Consider the following 19,281-nt stretch of genomic DNA (forward strand, 5'->3'; position numbering starts at 1 on the left):
TTTATGAATGCCACCGCAATGAACATAAGCAAGGTGATTACCATTACGCTATTGGCGTTTTTGGCTTGTCTGTCGTGTTCATCCACGAGCAAAGATGATCCGAAGGTAACGGCTGCAGAACCGACACAAGGCGGTTGGGTTGTTACTGTAAAGGGATCTGTATTGTTTCCTCAGAAGGGAAAAGTTACCATCCAACAAGTGAATGAAAGTGGTGTCGTATGGCAAGACACCGTGGTGCTGTCAGCAAAGAATACCTTCACGAAAAAAGTGAAGCTAACGGAACCAGGGTACTATAAAATCAATTACTATAATAGACAGATCGTCGATTTCATTCTGTATAAAAGTAATGTTGAGATTATTGCCGCAGGGAATGACCCACGTGGTAATGTCGAGATCAAAGGCTCTCCAGAAATTGAAATCATTAGAAAGGTTCAGCAGATTTTACAGCGCGCTGAGAGTTCGCCTGCGGTTGCGAAGTTAAATGAGGAGTTCGCGGCAGCGGCTCAGGCGAAAGATGGGGCGAAGATGGAAACTCTTCGGAAGAAATATCTAACCATGGTGGGTGATAGTGTAGCGCCGTTGTTGCGTAATGAACCGCCGTCACTTGGCGTGATCAACCTGCTCGAAGGTGGCCAGGTACTCGATCGTGATCTTTACATCGATACGTATGTTGCCGTGGCTGAAAAAATAAAGAAAGAATGGCCAAATTTTGAAGTTGGAAAAAACTTCGTAGCAGCAATCGAGAAAGTAAAAGCGCTTGCTATTGGACAAATCGCTCCTGAGATTGCATTGCCAGATACGACGGGACAGGTTGTTAAACTATCATCGCTGAGGGGCAAGTATGTATTGGTGGACTTTTGGGCAAAATGGTGTGGCCCATGCCGCGCCGAAAACCCTAACGTTGTTGAGGCATTTCATAAATTTAAAGGCAAAGGCTTTACGGTATTCGGTGTATCGCTCGATCGAAATCGTCAAGATTGGGTTAACGCGATTAAAGCTGACAAACTTGAATGGACGCATGTGTCGGATTTGAAATATTGGAATTCTGAGGCAGCGCAGACATATAGTATTTCATCCATTCCTTTCTCATTGTTGATCGATCCACAAGGAAAGATCATTGAAAAGAATTTAAGAGGACCGGCTTTGCACGCGAAGCTCGCGGAGATACTGAAGAAGTGAAATTAACGAAAGCGTTAAAAGGAAGTCGGGTGGTTGTCATCCGACTTTTTTTTATTGCTATCAATCGTCAACTGGATTCTGTTTTTGTATTCTAGGCGTGTGAGAGAGGCTGTTTTGGAAATTAGATCGGCTATATCCAATAGGGAAGTCGCTTTATTCAAAAGCAATAGTCCGCTCTTATCGCCGTCTTTTAGTTTCGCGTTGCCAACAGCGATGAAATAATCTACAAGGTGTTCAACATGCGTATCCGTGAAGCCCTTCTTTTTTAGCAACTCTATCATACTGTCCTTGTCGTGCTGAAGAAACGCTTCAAAGTGAACGCCAAGTATTTCATGTGCCTGCGCCTGAGTTGTTATGAATGCAACGTCAGTAGACCCTTCTGATTTCAATTTTAGGAATGTCGAGAGCATCTTTCCTAATAATTTACCAAGCTGCTCGATCTGTTCTTTTAGTATGTCGCGACGTTCCATCGGTAAGTTGTTTAGGCTATCGTGTTTTCATGAAACGTTAAAGGCGTGACAAGGTTAAGTCTAAACTTATTTTCATTTGAAGTGCGCTTACGGATGTCGTTCGAAGTGTTAAAAAATATGCTTAACTTAACAAGTCGCGTGATCACTATTCATCGCTTCTAGGGGCTATAGTTGTTACTTTTGGGGGATTTGTTGATAGCCAATTGCTGAATAGTGTTTGCGATACACGTCGAGAAGAAAACCTAGCCCATCCTATGAAATACCCTTTACGCGCATTCGTACTGGCACTTGCTGTCATGTCGTGTACTAACAAAAAAGTCTCTGGCCCTGCATTAAACATCAAAACAACAATGAAGGTGTTTGAATTCGCATCAACACCACAACAAGAAGATACGACCGTAGTCGCGAGCTATAAGGTGACCTACCCTGTGTTTGAGGGGGTCGATGAGAATGTAGCAAACAAGATCACATTTAAAATAGACTCCTTGCTCACGCAAGGTTATTCGGAGGCGATGCCATTAACAATCCAACAGGCGTCTCAGGCGTTTGTTCACCAATTCGAAGAATATCAAATGGAAGATCCCACCTCCAAACAGCGTTGGTATTTCAGCGGAATTGTCGGCGTAAATATCGTGAGTGATACGCTGATCAGTCTCGCTATCTTTCGTGATGAATACACAGGTGGCGGACATCCAAATACACGCACAGACTTCCTTAATATCGATCCACATACAGGAGATGATATCTTACTCGCCCATGAATTGGAAGAAGGTTTTGAAGCGCCGCTAACGGTAGTCGGAGAGAAAGTTTTTAGAACTGTTCGTCAGATTCCAGACTCTTCGTCGCTGTCGAATAGCTACTTTGAATTCCCTCAGGACAAATTTCGCCTAACGAAAACCTACGGATTTACGAAGAAGGGAATTCTATTCTTTTACAATAACTATGAAATAGCACCCTATGCGATTGGGCCAACGGAGGTATTGGTCCCGTATAGCGAGATAAAAGACTGGCTCCGGTAACCAGTCTTTCTTTTTTGAGATCGCTATTGAAAATTGATCGGCACGACAAAACGTACACGCACATTTTTTCCATTTTGCTTTCCAGGTCTCCACTTCGGCATAGCCTGAATTACGCGAATCGCTTCGTTTGTAAATTTGTCGGCAATGGTTGATGGCAATTCATTTTCCTTTAGTTCGCCGTTGGCTGAAGCATATTTTGCTTGTATTACTTTTACATCCGAGATAGATCCGTCCTTGTTAACAATGAAATTAGCAAAGAGTGTAGCGGAAATTCCTCGCTGAATTGCATCTGCTGGATACTTAATGTTATCGGATAAAAACTGTTTAAACGAAGACATTCCTCCCGTATATTCTGGCATTTCTTCGACCACCGCGAATACGGCTTCAGTATCGGGTGAACCGTTATTATTGAGTGCACGAACTTGGTCGTTATACTCAAGAATAAGAAAGTCACCAGGCCCTTTTGTACCTTCAAAAACAACGCCGCTTTCGCTTTTACCGATCAAGTTTTCTTTTGGATCTTCTTTAAATACATGAACGGATTTTGGAAGTCCATATTTTGTTTCAAACTCTTTGATCTTGGCCATGGCTTCTGAATTCGGCTGGATCATGACATAGGTGGATGAGGGATTTTCTTTCACCAACTTATCATAAGCTTCCTGTACATGTGGCGGCACGATCAACGCAGCGCTGGAGTTCTTGGCAATAGCATCGAGGTCGTCAGCAACTTGATCTTGACAAGCAACGGCTACGAAGAGCACCGGCGCGATGATCGCTAGGGCTATAAATTTCCATTTGTGTATTTTAGTTTTTAATGTTCTCATCATGTTAATTCTCTTTACTGTAAGTGACTGATTAAAATGACTGGCGATTTTGAAGTCGGCCGACTGTAAAGCAACCCTCGCCAGAAGGCTGCAGTACTCATTCACTTCGTCATTCTCGACAGCGCGCGCATCTGCTTCGAATTCGTGAAGTTGAACGAATATCTTTTTGTAGCTGCGAAGAAGTGGATTGAACCAAAAGAAGATCGCAATTACGTTGAGTGTAAGAATGTCGAACGAGTGTAGTCGTTCACTGTGTACCATCTCGTGACGAATGATATGTGCTGTTTCTTTTTCTGTGATGCTGTTCACGTTTCCAATAAAAATGAAATTGAAAAAAGAAAAGTTTGGATGATCGTCGTGTGTTCGCGCTATGAGAAATTTTCCGATAGGCTCACCTTTATATTTTCGTATAAGCCGCATCACTTGAAGAAGTTGGATGAAAAAGAGGATTGCAAAGATTGCAACACCAAATGCATAGGCATAGATCGCGACATCCCAATAGGAGTTTGCCGCGGTGATAGCTTTGGATTCATCGCTAATCACACCGACTGTAATTTCAGGTAGCCAATACGTTGGCACAAAGTCGTTGAGTGCAGGAACGAGTTTGGTTTGGCTGTCGAAATGAATCAGCGGTACAATAAGGGCGAAAAGAATTCCGACTAAAAGAACTTTACGCTGCAACGTGAAATCAGTTTCCTTCCGAAAAAGGAGATAGTACATTACAAAAACAATGCATAAACCAATGTTGGCTTCGATGATATAGTTCAGGTAATGATTCATGGCTTTTGGTTTTTGATTTCGTTTAACAACTTCTCAATATCGGATGTGTCTAACTTATTCTCTTTCGCGAAGAATGAAACAAGATTCGGAAAGGACCCATTGAAATATCCTTTGATCATATTGTTCAAATAGAATTTGGTGTACTTGTCCTTGCTCACCAACGGGAAGTACTCATGTGTTTTTCCATAGGCCTTGTGGTCGATGAAGCCTTTGGTCTCCAGAATTCTGACAATCGTAGAAATGGTGTTATACGCGGGCTTCGGGTCGGGCATCTCTTCGACGATGTCTTTCACAAAACCTTTTCCGAGTTTCCAGAGTATTTGCATAACCTGGTCTTCCGCTTTTGTCAATTCTTTCATAACTACTATTGATTTAGGTATGAAACTAAATAATTAGTTATAGAAAGCAAAATTTCTTTTCAAATCTTTTACGCTTTTGTGCAAAAGGTTGGAGGAGAGCTGGTTGGCTAGTACGTGTGTGTAAAACAGTAGGCGATTAGGTTGGCACCCATTCGCAAGGCTTGTTGGCGTTTTTCTTCGGGGTCGTTGTGAACGCGCTGATCTTCCCAGCCATTCCCCAGATCTGTTTCGAAAGAATAGAATACCACTAAGCGCCCTTCGTAAAATAGCCCTAAGCCCTGTGCAGGTTTTGCGTCATGCTCATGAATTTTGGGAATACCGCGGGGGAAATCAAACTTCTGATGGTAAACAGGATGATCGAAAGGAATGTCAACAAATTCAACTTCCGGAAAAACCTTTTTCATTTCTATGCGCACAAACTTATCAAGCCCGTAGTTATCGTCGATGTGCAAAAAGCCACCACCAACAAGGTACTTTCTAAGGTTCGCGGCGTCAGCATCTGAGAACACCACGTTACCGTGCCCTGTCATATATATATAGGGATACAGGAAAATGTCTCGACTTCCAACCTCAACAACGTCTTCCTCAGGCGCGAGCGTCGTATTCAACTCCCGATTGCAAAAAGCAATAAGATTTGGAAGCGCTGTTTTATTCGCATACCAATCACCGCCACCGCCATATTTTAATTTGGCAATCTTTATCGGTATTTGTCCTAATCCCACGGTGGTATTCACCACGAGGAGTAAAAAAAGAAGAATTCGCACGTTCTTGGTTACCATCGGATATCTATCGGCACTAAAAATGTAGAAAATATTTAAACAGTGCTTAAACCTTTACAGGAATAGTCCATCTAATTGCCAAATTAACTTGAAACAGCCAAACTTATGAAAATGAACAATTGGTTTCTGAGATCAGCAGCAGCCGCTTCGATTGCCGCCATGACGGTGATTTCGTCTTGTAAAGATGAAGTAAAGCGATTTAATGCAGAAGATGCACAGGCGCTGTCTGAAGAAGCGATAGCCGATGCCTACTATGAAGATGCTGACGATGTGAGCTCTTCTGTTGTTTACGACACTGAGAACGCTACCAACAACGGGCGCGTGGCCACGGACATCGTAAGTAACGACGGACGATTGAAAGATTGTGCAACCATCACTTTGACGGGCGATAAAACAAGTGGTGTAATCACGATCGATTTTGGTGATGGCTGTACTTATCGAGGTAATACCCGTGAAGGAAAAATCATATTGACCTATTCTAATGGCCCTGCAGGATCCAACGGATTTACGGTTGTAACCACTTTCGAGGCGTACAAAATCAACGACATTGAACTTAAAGGAAAGCGTACCATTGTGAAAGAAGCAAATGCGACGCAGACCAACTTGCAGCACCACATTGTGCTGGAAGATGGCCAGGCAATCTGGCCTGATGGATCGACCATCCTCAGAGAATCCGATTTTACCCGCATTTGGGTTCGCGATGAAACAGATCCACGCATCTTATTGGATGGTAGCGCTAGCGGTAAAACGCGCCTTGACAAGACTTATACAATGGAGATCAATGAAACCCTTGTATACCGTCGGGAATGTATGGTTGATGAAGGTATCTTCATGGCCGTGCAGGGGGAGAAGGTTTTTAACACCGACGGTAAGCAGATTGTGATCGACTACGGCACTGGAGCGTGCGATAGAACCGTTACAATCACGGTTAATGGAATTTCTCGTCAAGTGTCTGTAGCGAATAACTAATCAGTGAGTTATCTATTATCAAAAAGACCTGGCTTGAAATCGGGTCTTTTTATTTTTTTACCTTCTTGAGAATCTTAAATCAACTGCATTAATTGCATGCTTTATTGAACGGACCATGAAGCAGTATTTGGATTTGATGCAGGATATTCTTGATAACGGTGCTCTTAAAACGGACCGCACAGGAACGGGGACTTATTCTGTTTTTGGCCGCCAAATGCGGTTTAACCTGGCAGATGGTTTTCCTTTGGTAACAACCAAGAAGCTTCATCTGCGATCCATCATCTACGAATTACTTTGGTTTTTGAATGGCGATACGAACATCAAGTATTTAAAGGATAATGGTGTTTCTATCTGGGACGAGTGGGCCGACGAAAATGGCGAGCTCGGTCCGGTGTACGGGCACCAATGGAGAAGCTGGCCTGCGCCTGATGGTCGACAAATTGATCAAATTACACAGGTACTTGAACAAATCAGGAAAAAACCAGATTCAAGACGCCACATCGTTACGGCTTGGAATCCTGCTGAAGTCGATAAAATGGCGTTGCCTCCGTGTCACGCGTTGTTTCAATTTTATGTTGCCGACGGAAAATTGTCGTGTCAGTTGTACCAGCGAAGTGCAGATTTCTTTTTAGGCGTGCCTTTCAACATCGCTTCGTATGCACTCATGCTGCACATGTTCGCACAACAATGTGATCTTTTGCCAGGCGAGTTTGTGTGGACGGGTGGTGATGTGCATTTGTACACCAATCACATTGAGCAAGCTAAATTGCAGTTATCACGCGAACCACATCCGCTTCCGCAGTTGGTTATTGGCCGTAAACCTGCATCGATCTTTGACTATCAGTTCGAAGATTTTCAAATCGTAAATTATCAATCACACCCTGGGATAAAAGCGCCAATTGCCGTGTAGACGAAGGGTTTGAAATCATGACCATTCGAAGTGTTAGAGAAATTTCATTCATTTCGCTAACTTAGATTTCATAACCGATGCGCCATGAAGATCGCCATTCTACTGATCTCTGTTTTTTGTTTTCAGCAATCGGCACCGTTTAAGCCGAACGATCAGTTTGCTATCAATCTTGATTTTCAATTCAAAACACGTTACGTTAATTCAAGCGTTGTTGAAGTTGGTGGGAATGAGCCTCGCTCTACAACGGGTGGGGTACTGCCGTATCTCATCTTAAATGTTAACGTATTAAAATTAGAAGCAGGTGAAATACGCGTGCGTGTTGAAGATAGCCGAGGCCAGGTGGTTTTTAGTCGGAAAGCAGAGAATGGAATGATTGCTAAGCTTGATCTCGGTTTTACGGATGATATCAAAGATGGTGTTAGCTCACGCCAGTATGAAGTAAACTTTGTGTCGAAAGAAAAGACTACACTTAGCCGGATTCTAATTGCGTTCGAAGCGGACGGTACCTATCTCGTTAACGGCGAAAAGCGCGGTAAAATTTAGTGTTCTTGGCGACATCAATAACAAGCCGTTAACAAATTTTTGGTTGCGTAGTCGCTTTTTTTTCTCGTAAATGCGGCCCTAAATCCACCAATCGATGAAACGTTTGTTTCTTTTCATTTTTGCATGTTCGCTTCTCTCACCTTCCTTCTCTCAGCCAACAACGAAACTAAGCGCAGGCCAGATTAAGCTTAAACTTAAAAAGCTAAATGTTCTTACGTCAGTGTTGTATGTGGCAGCCCATCCTGATGATGAGAATACGAGGGTTATCACGGCCATGGCCAATGAAAAGCTAGCCGCGACAGCATATCTATCGATGACACGCGGTGACGGCGGGCAAAATTTGATTGGTTCAGAAATCCGTGATGAACTTGGGCTCATTAGAACGCAAGAACTGCTTGCAGCAAGACGTATTGATGGTGGCGATCAATTTTTTACGCGCGCCAATGATTTCGGTTTCTCGAAATCTGCTGACGAAACTTTTAGGGTTTGGGGAAAGGATGAGATCATGCACGATGTGATCGCTGTTTATCGACAGTTTCAACCCGATGTGATCATCACGCGTTTTCCGCCAACGACTGATGCAGGTCACGGTCATCACACAGCATCGGCGATTCTTGCGCAGGAAGCATTTGATATTTCTGCCGACAAGAACGCTTATCCGGAACTAGCTTCTTCATTTGGCGTATGGCAACCGAAACGCCTTTATACGAACACTGGCCGATGGTGGAATAAAACAATTAATGAAAATACACCGGGAATAATTGTCGTGAACATTGGAAACTACAACGCGCTACTCGGCGAATCGCATTCTGAAATTGCAGCTAGAAGTAGAAGCCAACACAAGAGCCAAGGCTTCGGTTCTGCGGGCACACGCGGAAATCAGTTGGAGTTTTTAGAATATATGAGAGGGGACCGCGCGACGAAAGATATATTTGATGGGATTAACACAACATGGTCACGCGTAAAAGGAGCGGAGAAAGTGCAGACACTCGTGTCCAAAGCTATCGCCGAGTTTGACGAAGAGCATCCTGAAAAGACCGTGGAAAATTTGCTGATGCTTCGCCAAGAGATTTTGAAATTGGAGCAAAGTGTTTGGAAGGTACGTAAGTTGAAGGAGACGGAACAACTAATACAAGATTGTATGGCGTTGTTTATCGAAGCCGCTTCCGACGTATACTGGGCGTCTCCAGGAGAAAAGACGAATGTATTCTTTGAACTCGTTAATCGATCGTCACTCGACATCACCATCTCGAAGGTGCATGCATCTGGACTAGATATTGACTCGACGTTGAACCTTCCGCTGAAAAATAATATTCCCGTGCTCTTCAAGATGAAAAGAAACGTGGCATCGACAAATCGATTTTCTGGTCCGTATTGGTTGAATGAACCCCATGGCCCAGGAAAATTTGTTGTGGAAGATTCTAAAATGATCGGAAAGCCTGAGAACGACGCAGCGATTCAAATTCACCTCGATGTTATGTTGAAAGGAATGAGCTTCACCATTACAAAACCTTTGATATACAAGTGGACAGATCCTGTCAAAGGCGAATTGACGCGTCGCTTCGAGGTTGTGCCACCTGTATTTGTGAACCTCAACGATAAGGTCGTTATATTCCCCGACGGTAAATCGAAGATGATTAGCGTTCGGATAAAGTCTTCATCAGCTGCGGTGAAAGGTTCACTTCGGTTGCAGTTGCCAGCAGGGTGGCGCGCCGTCCCTGAAGCGATTCCTTTCCAATTGAAAGAACGTGAAGAAGAGCAGCTGAAGACGTTCGAAGTAATTCCAGCGTCGAATGAAATCACAGCTGTATTAAAAGCTGTTGCAGAAGTGAATGGAAAATCTTTCGATCGTGCGCTGCAAATAATTTCCTATGATCACTTGCCGCTCCAAGTATTGATGCCGGAAGCGTCGGCCAAGTTAGTGCGATTGAATTTGAAAAAGGAAGGTGAAACGATTGCCTACATTAAGGGGGCCGGCGATGATGTTCCCGCGGGATTTCGAAACATGGGCTACCAAGTTTGGGAGATGAAAAATGATGAAGTAACCGCTGAAAATCTGAAACGTGTTGATGCAGTCGTGTTGGGTATTAGAGCACTAAACACCAATACACGAATCCGCTTCATGATGACAGACCTCATGGAGTATGTGAAGACAGGTGGAACACTCGTTGTACAATACAACAACAACTTTGACTTGGAGACCGAAAATTTTTCACCGTACCCATTAAAACTTTCGAGGCATCGTGTTACCGAAGAGGATGCGGCGGTGAGATTACTTAAACCGGAACATCTTGTCTTGAACTATCCCAATAAGATCACGACCGATGATTTTTCTGGATGGGTGCAGGAGAGAGGGTTGTACTTTCCGGAAACTTGGGATCCAAGTTTCGACGCGATTTTGTCGATGAATGATCACGGCGAAGAGTCAGCGCCCAAGGATGGTAGCTTATTGATTGCAAAGTATGGCAGTGGCTACTATGTGTACACGGGCCTTTCGTTCTTTCGCGAACTTCCCGAAGGCGTGTCCGGTGCGTATAAATTGCTCGCCAACATTGTCTCGCTCGGTAAACCGAAGCAATTGTCGCCCGTGAAAGGCAAAGTGAAAAGCAGGTAGACGTACCGTTGTCATCGATACATTCATTAAGCATATGGATAATAAACCACCACTCTTCAAATCCTGGACTTCCTGGTACATCCTTGTAGTTGGTGTAATGGTACTGCAAATTTTCATTTACTACTACCTGACCCAAGCATTTGCATGAATTATCTGGATTGGATTGTACTTGCAGGAACAGTAATATTTATCGTAGGTTATGGAACGTGGAAGACACGTAAGACCGCCACGATGGAAAGCTATTTGAAGGGAGATGGTTCACTCAAATGGTGGATGATCGGCGTTTCTATTATGGCGACGCAAGCAAGTGCCGTTACGTTTCTATCAACGCCGGGGCAGGCAATCCAAGATGGCATGCGTTTCTTGCAATTTTATTTTGGACTCCCGTTGGCGATGGTGATCATCTCCATCACCATGGTTCCGATATATTACAAGCTGAAAGTTTACACAGCCTACGAGTATTTGGAGTCGCGATTTGATCCAAAGACCAGGGCGCTCGCCGCAATTTTCTTTTTAATTCTCCGCGGACTTTCTGCTGGCATTACGCTCTATGCGCCGTCATTGGTACTGTCAACGATTTTAGACTGGCCAGTGTCTCTGACTACCGTGCTGATCACAACATTGGTAATCGTCTATGTTGTATCAGGTGGTACGAAAGCTGTGAGCCTTACGCAACGACAACAGATGGCGATTATTATGAGTGGGATGATTTTGGCAGGGGTGCTCGCTTATGCAATGTTGCCCGAACAAGTTTCGTTTTCAGATAGTGTTGCGATCGCCGGAAACTTGGGCAAACTGAATTTAGTGAGTCTCGATTTTAAAATTACAGATCGCTATAACATTTGGTCTGGCTTGATAGCCGGCACATTTCTTTTTTTAGCCTATTTCGGAACAGACCAATCACAAGTGGCGCGTTACCTGGGTGGACGCTCGATGACGGAAAGCAGGTTGGGATTAATCTTCAATGGCCTTCTTAAGATTCCGATGCAGTTCATCATTCTATTCATTGGGGTGATGGTCTTTGTATTTTACTTGTTTTCGCAGCCACCTGTTTTTCACAATCAAGTGCTCATGGGGCGCGCGTTGCAAACCGAATACGGCGATACACTTCGCACGTTAGAAAAACAGTACGCGGTTGTTCATGCAGAAAAGCGCCAAGCGGTAGATGAACTATTGACTGCTATTCACCAAGATGATGACAAGGCAATCGACCAGGCTCGCGCCGAAGTTCAAGTACACCAGTCGAGAGAACGCGTGATTACTGATTCGGTTAAACAAAAAATATCAAAGGCAATACCTGGCGCAAAAGAAAGCGATACCGATTATATCTTCCTGAATTTTGTACTCAATCATCTTCCGCACGGCATCATCGGATTGTTGCTCGCGGTGATGTTCTCGGCTGCAATGTCTTCTATGTCTGGTGAGCTGAGTGCATTGGCATCGACCACCTCTGTGGATATCTACAAACGAAATTTTAAAGCAGAAGCTTCGCCGGATCACTATTTAAAGGCTTCTCGTTGGTTTACAGTAATGTGGGCTTTGCTCGCGATGACCTTCGCCATGCTGGCAAACTTTGCGGAAAATCTTATCCAGTTTGTGAACATTGTTGGTTCACTATTTTACGGTACAATCCTCGGGATATTTTTAACTGCATTTTATTTCAAGAAGATCAAAGGGACTGCTGTTTTCTGCGCAGCGATAGTCTCTGAGATCTGCATCTTTTCGTTGTACCTTTTTACCGACGTGGCGTTTCTATTATACAACATGATTGGCTGTGTAATCGTCATCGCGACAGCGGCCTTGTTGCAGCTATTCCTGTCAACACCGTCACAACAAAAGAAGGGCGTTTAATTCTTCAATCGACCTTATTTTGCATTTGTCGAAACCTCCGTGGGCGCCTGTCTGACTTGGGTGCTTCTACGCAAGAGGTGGTATGGTTATTTTCTTTCGTTTTTGAAATGAAAATGAAATACTATGGGAAAAGATAAAGAGGGAAATTTTCATCCTATGAAGGGGAAACCTTCAGGAAACGGAAAGGAAATCGATCAGCAATTAAATTTCGCGACACCGGGTGCATATGAAAAATACGTTGACATTGCGAACAAGTATACGGGTGGGCTCGCTGAGGAAGTCGTTGATGTGAAGCTACGACATCCCAACCGAAATGTCTCTAAACGTGATGAAAAGCAACATGAGAAACGTTCTGGTGATGTGAAGTCGAAGAAGGAAGTTCTTCTTCCAAAACAAGTCGACACCGAGGTGGAAGAGATTCTTACACTGTCGCAAGATGTTTTTACAAGCTTAGCGGAATATGTTTCACCGCGTTGTGTAACCATTTACTTGCCCACTCACAAGGCTGGTGTTGCCGTGAATGAGCAAAATGATTTGACAGAATTTAAAAGCAGGATTCAGCAAGCATCATCAAAGCTTAAGGCCAATGGCATGAGCGGCGATCTTGCTGATAGAATTGTTGCACCGGGATACAAACTGATCGCCAATGAACGTTTTTGGCGTGAGCTAACGTGTGGGCTAGCGGTTTTTCTGGCTGACGGTTATTGTAAATATTATAAAATGCCCGTCGCACCGAAAGACGAATTATTGATCAACAGTTCGTTCTTTTTAAGTCCGCTCATTCCAATTGTTACACAACGGGACTATTTTTATTTACTTGTACTCAGCAAGAAGCAAGCGCGGTTTTATAAGGGTGATCGCTTCGGATTAACCCACATTCCTGTTCCTGAAATGCCAAATGGAATTGAAGACGTCGTTCATTTTGAAGAAAAAGATGATCAAAAATTATGGCGTACAGGAAGTAGTGGGGCAGGCGGTGGTGCTAACTATCATGGGATTGGCGCTGGTAAGCCGGATGACAAAGAAAATATCGCGATGTATCTCGATGAAGTTGATGAGACGCTCTGGAAAGATCATCTAAACAAAGAGAACGCTCCGTTACTACTTGCAGGTGTTGAATATCTCGTGTCCATTTACAAGCAAGTAGCGCAGTATGGTCATATCTGGCCAGAGTCAATACACGGTAGTCATGAACATGACGATATTCACGCGCTCTCCAACGCGGCGCAGTTAAAGATGCACCGGTATTTCTTACAGCGAAAAGAGAAAATGCTCGACAATTATGGTGTAGCATCCGGTGCCGGGTTGTCATCATCAATTGTTGATGAAGTAATTCCTGCCGCGTTTTACAGTCGGGTTTCTGTGTTGTTTGCACTTAAGAACGAACATCTTTGGGGAAAATTCGATGAACAAGACAACGTGCTCGCGCTACACGCTGAACAGCAAGAGCAGGATGAATGTTTGTTGGATAAAGCAGTGATTCAAACGCTGCTGCATGGCGGAGAAGTGTTCTTACTCGATAAGGAAGAAATGCCAGCACATTCGAAGCTGGCCGCAATTCTTAGATACTAGCGAAAAAAATAAAGAAAGCGTGGCTATTCTTACGACACTAAGCGTTGGCCGCGCTTCTTACTTTTTAAATTAATGTGCGTGCGTTTGCGCACACATTTTTACTGATACAGTTTTTTACTATTTTCATGAGTAATTTTTATTTGCATGAAAAATATTCTATTCGGCTTCATTGCTTTGCTCATCTTGAGTTCAAGCTACGCGCAAAAAAAGAACTTGGTGCAAACACCAGTGGTTGAACCTTCCTTTCCTGTTCGCGGATTTTGCATCGCTGCGCCGACAGTTTCTGGTGTCGATCCATTTGTAAAATTCATTGCCGAAGAATTAGCGCCACGGAAGATAAATGTGCTGATCTTGCGTGTGGATTTTAATTATCAATATCAAACGCATCCCGAGCTTCGCGACAGCATTGCTTTATCAAATGCCGATGTGAAGAAGCTTGTCGCAGTTTGCAAGCAAAATAGCATTCGACTCATTCCCCAGATCAATCTTTTAGGACATCAGTCTTGGGCTGAAACAACATATAATCTGCTTCGTGCTTATCCGCAGTTTGACGAAACTCCGCATGTAAAAATGCCGGAGAAATATGTTTGGCCTAACCCAGATGGATTGTATTGTCGAAGCTATTGCCCGTTGCATCCTGATGTGCACAAAATTGTATTCGATATTGTTGACGAACTCTGTGACGCATTTGAAACCGATGCTTTTCATGCTGGTATGGATGAGGTATTTTATCTCGGTGATGACAAATGTCCAAGATGTGGTGGACACGACAAAGCCGAGCTCTTTGCCAATGAAGTGCGTACCATTCGTGATCACCTTGCACTAAAGAAGCGAAACTTGTGGATTTGGGGAGATCGATTGATTGATGGAAAAACGACAGGGATCGGTATGTGGGAAGGTAGTTTCAACTACACGCACCGTGCGATAGACATGATCCCGAAAGATGTTACGATTTGCGACTGGCACTATGAAAGACCAGATAAAACACCTGTGTATTTCGCAATGAAAGGGTTTAAGGTAATCACTTGTCCGTGGAGAAATCCAGCAGTAGGCCAAGTTCAATATCAAGATATGATCCGTTTCAGAAAGGAGTCGACGCCTGAAATGAAAGAAAACTTTCAAGGCATGATGCAAACTGTTTGGTCAGATGCAGAGAGTTTTCTCAAAGGGTACTATAGCAAAACCCCAGCTACGGGAAATGAGATCAACACACCTTGGAATTGTTTCAGAACGATTTTTGTGAAATAGATACTAGATGCGTGCGCGTGCATCACTTGAAAACTTCCAGATAAAGCCATCGAGTATGTAATGCGTGATTTGCGGAAGCACGAGCAATGGTACAACGATTGATAGCACCCATGAATTACTAATGGGTGTCATCACCGTTGGTAACCATGAAAATACTTGTTCATGATCGCGCCACACCCATGCATCCCAAATCGCTTCTTCGAAATAGGCAAACAAAATCAACACGCTTAAAAAGATCACCACGCCTTTCCATCCGAAGTTAAAATTTCTCGTAGCTTTCTTTTCTCCGTAAAGCCATACCAAACCCATGTACGGAATACCGTGCGCTACTACATTCAAAAAAGTGAAGATTAAATCACCTTGGAACATCACGATACCAACGTACCATGAAGCGTAGGTTCCGATCATGATTAGATTTTTGGGAAGATTAAATTGTTTACGCTGCAGCGACAACCATCCCTCTTTTATCACATATGTCGCACCAATGATAATATACACCGCAATCAGTATTTCACTGTGTTGAAAATTTAGTGCGACGAAATCATCTTTGACAAACCAATTGATTTGATTCGTGAGATGAATGTGCCAATACAGTATTGGAAAAATCGTTGCATTGTAAATTGATACTGTATCGATCCACTTTATCCATCGATTGTTATTTTCTTTACGAGCGTACAAGCGCATAAATCCATATTGTTGTCGAATGAAATGGAACACGGCAATGTATGCGAGTACCCTCCAAAAAATCATGTCGTTATAAAAGTGGATGGCAAATCCGACGGCAAAAGAAATTATCGGAATGATTACCAACAAGCTTTTGTAGCGATCGAATGTATGCTTGTCCCAATACATCCGAAAGAGCGTGCTATACACGTGACTCACATCAATGCAAACGACCAAGATCAGCCACCAAAGCGTTGATACGGTATTAGTCGAGAAGTAATTATTAAAAAATAATACGCCTAAAACCGGCACAATCGAAGGGACCATGATTATCCAACCTTCTTTTACCGGATCGGTTAGCCAATGTGATTTTATGGTCGATGCTTCAGACATAATTTTGCAGCTTGATGGCCTTGGTAAAAGGCTTCTTCAAAAATTGAAATTCCGCTAAGGTCAGAGTGAGCTTTGAAAATTTTCTGATCAACGCTTGCAGCGACTTCTCTAATTTCTTGTCCCCAGATGAGGCCTGGTGCAGGACGAATCATTCCATGCCCCCAAATCCAGATGTCGATGTTCGTAATTTCCTTCGCTATGTTTGGATGGGCTTTTGAAAGATCTTTCAGAATAATCTCTTTCCAATCATCGTACCCTCTTTCATAGGCGCGGCGCCTTTCAGATGTGGTGTCACTTCCCGTCAGCGGGTAGTAATACGTCAGCACTTTCTCCGCTGTAGCAATGCCAACGTATTGATGGGACGCGTTTACGTAGCCTAATGATTGGCTCCCAAAAATTACATTGTCCCACGCTATTTGTTCTCCTTTACGTTCGCTCAATGAACTCCCGATCGTTATGTTAGCAATCATCCACGGCGCATATTGAAATGATTGGGAAACCGTTTTGCCTTGCGGAAATATTCTGTTGTTTATGTACTGCGGCGTTGCAAGAATTACTTGCCTAGCGTGATAGCTAACGGTACGATTTTCCTTTGCATCAAAAAAGAGTACTTCAACGCCGTCATCCTTAATGGTAATACCATACACTAAAGCATTGGTTTCAATTTCGTCCTGGCAATACGCTTGCAGTTTCTTGACGAGAAAGTTGTTTCCTTCAGGCCAAGTCAACAGGGTATCATCAGAGGCGTTTGCGGCTCTTCCTTTTCGCGATGCAAAATAATGAATTCCGGCCCAGGCAGAGACGTCACGCGATGTTGCGCCAAAGTCGTCGGCACAGCAATAATCAACATACCAGTGCAGAGCCTCTGAATGAAAATCATGTTGTATCAGGAATGTGTGCATGCTGATCTTATCGAGTGCCAGGAAGACATCATCTTGCGAGCTCATTGCAATCGGAATCGTAAACGCGTCCTTGCCGTCACGGCCCTTCATGATTTTGTACTCGTGCATCAGCGTTGTGAAGCGATCGATTTCTTCCCGTTCCGCGAGAGAGATACCTTCATGCGGAAGTAAACTGTCTTGCCAGAAGTTGTTAATGTATAGTCGTTCCTTTGGGTCAAAACATAAATAGTAATCTTGAAAAACAGGTAGACCATTCGCTTCACCAATAATCACCCCGGCTTCTTTTAAGAATGCAATAAGTTCGGGATCGTTATGGTTGGGTAATGGAAGATAGTGTGCTCCCCAAGGATACGCAGTCACATGATTTTTTCCAGCGACAGAATTTCCGCCTGCTTCGGTGCCGAGCTCTAATAAATGAAACGACACATTGTTTTGTTTCAATACCCTTGCTGCGGACAGTGCTGCAACGCCGCCACCTACAATCAATACATCGGTGGATTTTGATTGTGTCGGTGACTCGAATTTCATGTCCCGCAGACGATGTCCTAAAGCTGCGTTTGGGCCGATCACCTTTCCTGTGATGATGTGTTCCGACGTGCATGCGTTAAAGGCCGGCGTTAGTAACGTCGTGCCTACTGCTGCTTGAAGTGATTGGCGCATGAAGTTTCGACGTGTAATCATCGTGTGTAATCAGCCCATTCTTTTTCGAATGTATTGACAAGTACCTGGTTGTTTAACGTATTATAAGAGCTCTCAACGCGATCCATGTCTGGTGGAAAAACAAAAAGCTGTGGCAATGTTTCTCGACTGACAAATTTTAGATTTCGCGGAAGTTTCGCATCGTGGGTTTCGTTACTGTTGGTAGCCAAAACAAATCCCCATTCACCAAACGATGGTACGAAGCAATGGTAAGGCTTTGTGAGAAACCCTATATGCTGAAGTGTTTCGTTGATGATCCAAAAAGACTTGCGTGCAACGAAGGGCGATGTTGATTGGATTACGAGTTGGCCGTTGGGGTTGAGAATCTTCTTAACTTCGTGATAGAAAGTCGTGGAGTACAACTTTCCGAGGGAATAATTCGATGGATCTGGAAAGTCCATCACGATGAAATCAAATTTTTTATGCTGCTGTCGAATCCAAACAAAGGCGTCTTGATTAACTACTTTTAATTTCGACGACAGAAGCGCGTGACTGTTCAACGACATCAAGGCGGTGTTGGAGCGGAATAGTTTCGTAACAGCTTCGTCAAGATCAACGAGCAAAATAGAATCGACACTTGGATACTTTAAGATTTCTCGCACAGCCATTCCATCTCCGCCGCCCAACACCAAAACGTTTTTAGGGTTTTTAATGACCGACATTCCGGGATGGATTAATGCTTCATGATACCGGTATTCATCAGCAGAACTGAATTGAAGATTCCCGTTGAGAAATAGTCGCCAGTCGATCGCGCTCTTCGTAATGACTATGCGTTGGTATGGACTTGATTTTGTGTAGACGATTTTGTCAGGGTAGGTGAGAGACTCGGAAAATTCGGTGAGCTTGTCGGAAAGAACGAACCCCATTCCTAAACACAACAGACAAATGATCGCTGACCATTTCAATGAAGAATAATGTTTGATGTCTTTCTTTAACCGGTATGCAACGATCCAGGCAACAACAACATTTAAAAATCCAAAGAAGAAAGATGTTCGAAGTAAACCGAAGTAGGGAATAAGAATGAGCGGAAATAGGAGCGATGCAAAAAGAGCGCCGATGTAATCGAAGGTAAATATTTTGGAAACGAGGTCGCCAAATTCGACACGGTCTTTAAGGATTCGCATTAAGAGCGGCAACTCTAAGCCAACGAGAATTCCGGTCGCCATCACTAAGCTGTATAAGATGACACGGAAATAGACAATTTGTTCGAAGAGAATGAAAAGTATACCAGCGCTGAATCCTCCCACCATGCCAACGAGAAGTTCAATGGTGATGAACCAGGTGAGCAAGTTGTTGTTTAAGAATCGTGATAGATACGATCCAATGCCCATTGCGAAAAGATAGGTACCAATGATGGTAGAGAACTGAGTCACGGAATCGCCAAGCAAATAACTGGCAAGGGTTCCTGCAACGAGTTCGTAAATGAGTCCGCACGTTGCGACAATAAAAACGGAAATGAGCAGTAGCCACTGAAAGCTTCCCGCTTTATCTCCAGAATTTTTCATAC

General features: G+C 43.6%; 16 protein-coding genes. 9 read left to right on the top strand and 7 right to left on the bottom strand.

Features of this window, described 5'->3' with window-relative positions:
* Positions 1-18: 18 nt before the first annotated feature.
* Complete coding sequence (locus DQQ10_RS26080) at positions 19-1,179, top strand: TlpA disulfide reductase family protein (RefSeq protein WP_165824131.1); 1,161 nt, start codon at positions 19-21, stop codon at positions 1,177-1,179.
* 14 nt (positions 1,180-1,193) lie between these two features.
* Here DQQ10_RS26080 and DQQ10_RS26085 read toward each other — a convergent pair whose 3' ends face one another.
* Positions 1,194-1,649, bottom strand: coding sequence for a hypothetical protein (locus DQQ10_RS26085; RefSeq protein WP_112749892.1), 456 nt, complete (start codon positions 1,647-1,649; stop codon positions 1,194-1,196).
* A 254-nt stretch (positions 1,650-1,903) separates the two neighbouring features.
* Here DQQ10_RS26085 and DQQ10_RS26090 point away from each other — a divergent pair, with 254 nt between their 5' ends.
* Entirely contained in the window at positions 1,904-2,668 is a 765-nt protein-coding gene (locus tag DQQ10_RS26090) for a DUF3298 and DUF4163 domain-containing protein (RefSeq protein ID WP_112749893.1), read from the top strand.
* A gap of 23 nt (positions 2,669-2,691) precedes the next feature.
* On the opposite strand, the gene DQQ10_RS26095 is transcribed toward DQQ10_RS26090, so the two are convergent.
* The 3 genes from DQQ10_RS26095 to DQQ10_RS26105 all read right to left on the bottom strand — a co-directional run bounded on the left by DQQ10_RS26095 (position 2,692) and on the right by DQQ10_RS26105 (position 5,410).
* Positions 2,692-4,272: an energy transducer TonB gene (locus DQQ10_RS26095; RefSeq protein ID WP_112749894.1), complete on the bottom strand. Its 1,581-nt coding sequence runs from the start codon at positions 4,270-4,272 to the stop codon at positions 2,692-2,694.
* Positions 4,269-4,631, bottom strand: coding sequence for a BlaI/MecI/CopY family transcriptional regulator (locus tag DQQ10_RS26100; RefSeq protein ID WP_112749895.1), 363 nt, complete (start codon positions 4,629-4,631; stop codon positions 4,269-4,271). The genes DQQ10_RS26095 and DQQ10_RS26100 overlap by 4 nt, the downstream gene beginning before the upstream one ends.
* A gap of 107 nt (positions 4,632-4,738) precedes the next feature.
* Complete coding sequence (locus DQQ10_RS26105) at positions 4,739-5,410, bottom strand: DUF4159 domain-containing protein (protein ID WP_112749896.1); 672 nt, start codon at positions 5,408-5,410, stop codon at positions 4,739-4,741.
* Positions 5,411-5,515: 105 nt separating this feature from the next.
* Between DQQ10_RS26105 and DQQ10_RS26110 the strand changes: the two genes are divergently transcribed.
* From DQQ10_RS26110 to DQQ10_RS26140, 7 genes are all read left to right on the top strand, one after another.
* On the top strand, positions 5,516-6,379 hold the full coding sequence (locus DQQ10_RS26110) for a hypothetical protein (RefSeq protein ID WP_112749897.1): 864 nt from the start codon (positions 5,516-5,518) through the stop codon (positions 6,377-6,379).
* Between the two features lie 115 nt (positions 6,380-6,494).
* Positions 6,495-7,289 carry a thymidylate synthase gene (thyA, locus tag DQQ10_RS26115; RefSeq protein WP_112749898.1) on the top strand — a complete coding sequence of 265 codons (795 nt, stop codon included), beginning with the start codon at positions 6,495-6,497 and terminating at the stop codon, positions 7,287-7,289.
* Positions 7,290-7,373: 84 nt separating this feature from the next.
* Positions 7,374-7,832 carry a hypothetical protein gene (locus tag DQQ10_RS26120; protein ID WP_112749899.1) on the top strand — a complete coding sequence of 153 codons (459 nt, stop codon included), beginning with the start codon at positions 7,374-7,376 and terminating at the stop codon, positions 7,830-7,832.
* Positions 7,833-7,926: 94 nt separating this feature from the next.
* Complete coding sequence (locus tag DQQ10_RS26125; protein WP_112749900.1) at positions 7,927-10,446, top strand: PIG-L family deacetylase; 2,520 nt, start codon at positions 7,927-7,929, stop codon at positions 10,444-10,446.
* A 144-nt stretch (positions 10,447-10,590) separates the two neighbouring features.
* Positions 10,591-12,297: a sodium:solute symporter gene (locus tag DQQ10_RS26130; protein WP_112749901.1), complete on the top strand. Its 1,707-nt coding sequence runs from the start codon at positions 10,591-10,593 to the stop codon at positions 12,295-12,297.
* A 123-nt stretch (positions 12,298-12,420) separates the two neighbouring features.
* Entirely contained in the window at positions 12,421-13,869 is a 1,449-nt protein-coding gene (locus tag DQQ10_RS26135) for a baeRF7 domain-containing protein (RefSeq protein ID WP_112749902.1), read from the top strand.
* A 144-nt stretch (positions 13,870-14,013) separates the two neighbouring features.
* The gene (locus DQQ10_RS26140) at positions 14,014-15,117 is read left to right on the top strand and encodes a family 20 glycosylhydrolase (protein WP_112749903.1); all 1,104 of its coding nucleotides are present in this window, start codon (positions 14,014-14,016) and stop codon (positions 15,115-15,117) included.
* Positions 15,118-15,120: 3 nt separating this feature from the next.
* On the opposite strand, the gene DQQ10_RS26145 is transcribed toward DQQ10_RS26140, so the two are convergent.
* Genes DQQ10_RS26145 through DQQ10_RS26155 form a run of 3 tightly spaced genes read right to left on the bottom strand, consistent with a single transcriptional unit; the run spans position 15,121 to position 19,279 of the window.
* Positions 15,121-16,173, bottom strand: a complete 1,053-nt coding sequence (locus DQQ10_RS26145) for a hypothetical protein (protein WP_112749904.1) — start codon at positions 16,171-16,173, stop codon at positions 15,121-15,123.
* A complete protein-coding gene (locus tag DQQ10_RS26150) occupies positions 16,152-17,735 on the bottom strand; it encodes an NAD(P)-binding protein (protein WP_165824132.1) in 1,584 nt (527 codons plus the stop codon). The genes DQQ10_RS26145 and DQQ10_RS26150 overlap by 22 nt, the downstream gene beginning before the upstream one ends.
* A 17-nt stretch (positions 17,736-17,752) precedes the next feature.
* Positions 17,753-19,279, bottom strand: a complete 1,527-nt coding sequence (locus DQQ10_RS26155) for a polyamine aminopropyltransferase (RefSeq protein ID WP_112749906.1) — start codon at positions 19,277-19,279, stop codon at positions 17,753-17,755.
* Positions 19,280-19,281 lie beyond the last annotated feature (2 nt).

This window comes from Pseudochryseolinea flava (assembly GCF_003286915.1).
GTDB classification, from domain to species: domain Bacteria; phylum Bacteroidota; class Bacteroidia; order Cytophagales; family Cyclobacteriaceae; genus Ohtaekwangia; species Ohtaekwangia flava.

What these genes read in the sequence shown, in the direction of transcription:
- DQQ10_RS26080 (WP_165824131.1), top strand. Translation starts at nt 19, where the DNA reads ATGAACATAAGCAAGGTGATTACCATTACGCTATTGGCGTTTTTGGCT.
- DQQ10_RS26085 (WP_112749892.1), bottom strand. Translation starts at nt 1,649, where the DNA reads ATGGAACGTCGCGACATACTAAAAGAACAGATCGAGCAGCTTGGTAAA.
- DQQ10_RS26090 (WP_112749893.1), top strand. Translation starts at nt 1,904, where the DNA reads ATGAAATACCCTTTACGCGCATTCGTACTGGCACTTGCTGTCATGTCG.
- DQQ10_RS26095 (WP_112749894.1), bottom strand. Translation starts at nt 4,272, where the DNA reads ATGAATCATTACCTGAACTATATCATCGAAGCCAACATTGGTTTATGC.
- DQQ10_RS26100 (WP_112749895.1), bottom strand. Translation starts at nt 4,631, where the DNA reads ATGAAAGAATTGACAAAAGCGGAAGACCAGGTTATGCAAATACTCTGG.
- DQQ10_RS26105 (WP_112749896.1), bottom strand. Translation starts at nt 5,410, where the DNA reads ATGGTAACCAAGAACGTGCGAATTCTTCTTTTTTTACTCCTCGTGGTG.
- DQQ10_RS26110 (WP_112749897.1), top strand. Translation starts at nt 5,516, where the DNA reads ATGAAAATGAACAATTGGTTTCTGAGATCAGCAGCAGCCGCTTCGATT.
- thyA (WP_112749898.1), top strand. Translation starts at nt 6,495, where the DNA reads ATGAAGCAGTATTTGGATTTGATGCAGGATATTCTTGATAACGGTGCT.
- DQQ10_RS26120 (WP_112749899.1), top strand. Translation starts at nt 7,374, where the DNA reads ATGAAGATCGCCATTCTACTGATCTCTGTTTTTTGTTTTCAGCAATCG.
- DQQ10_RS26125 (WP_112749900.1), top strand. Translation starts at nt 7,927, where the DNA reads ATGAAACGTTTGTTTCTTTTCATTTTTGCATGTTCGCTTCTCTCACCT.
- DQQ10_RS26130 (WP_112749901.1), top strand. Translation starts at nt 10,591, where the DNA reads ATGAATTATCTGGATTGGATTGTACTTGCAGGAACAGTAATATTTATC.
- DQQ10_RS26135 (WP_112749902.1), top strand. Translation starts at nt 12,421, where the DNA reads ATGGGAAAAGATAAAGAGGGAAATTTTCATCCTATGAAGGGGAAACCT.
- DQQ10_RS26140 (WP_112749903.1), top strand. Translation starts at nt 14,014, where the DNA reads ATGAAAAATATTCTATTCGGCTTCATTGCTTTGCTCATCTTGAGTTCA.
- DQQ10_RS26145 (WP_112749904.1), bottom strand. Translation starts at nt 16,173, where the DNA reads ATGTCTGAAGCATCGACCATAAAATCACATTGGCTAACCGATCCGGTA.
- DQQ10_RS26150 (WP_165824132.1), bottom strand. Translation starts at nt 17,735, where the DNA reads ATGCGCCAATCACTTCAAGCAGCAGTAGGCACGACGTTACTAACGCCG.
- DQQ10_RS26155 (WP_112749906.1), bottom strand. Translation starts at nt 19,279, where the DNA reads ATGAAAAATTCTGGAGATAAAGCGGGAAGCTTTCAGTGGCTACTGCTC.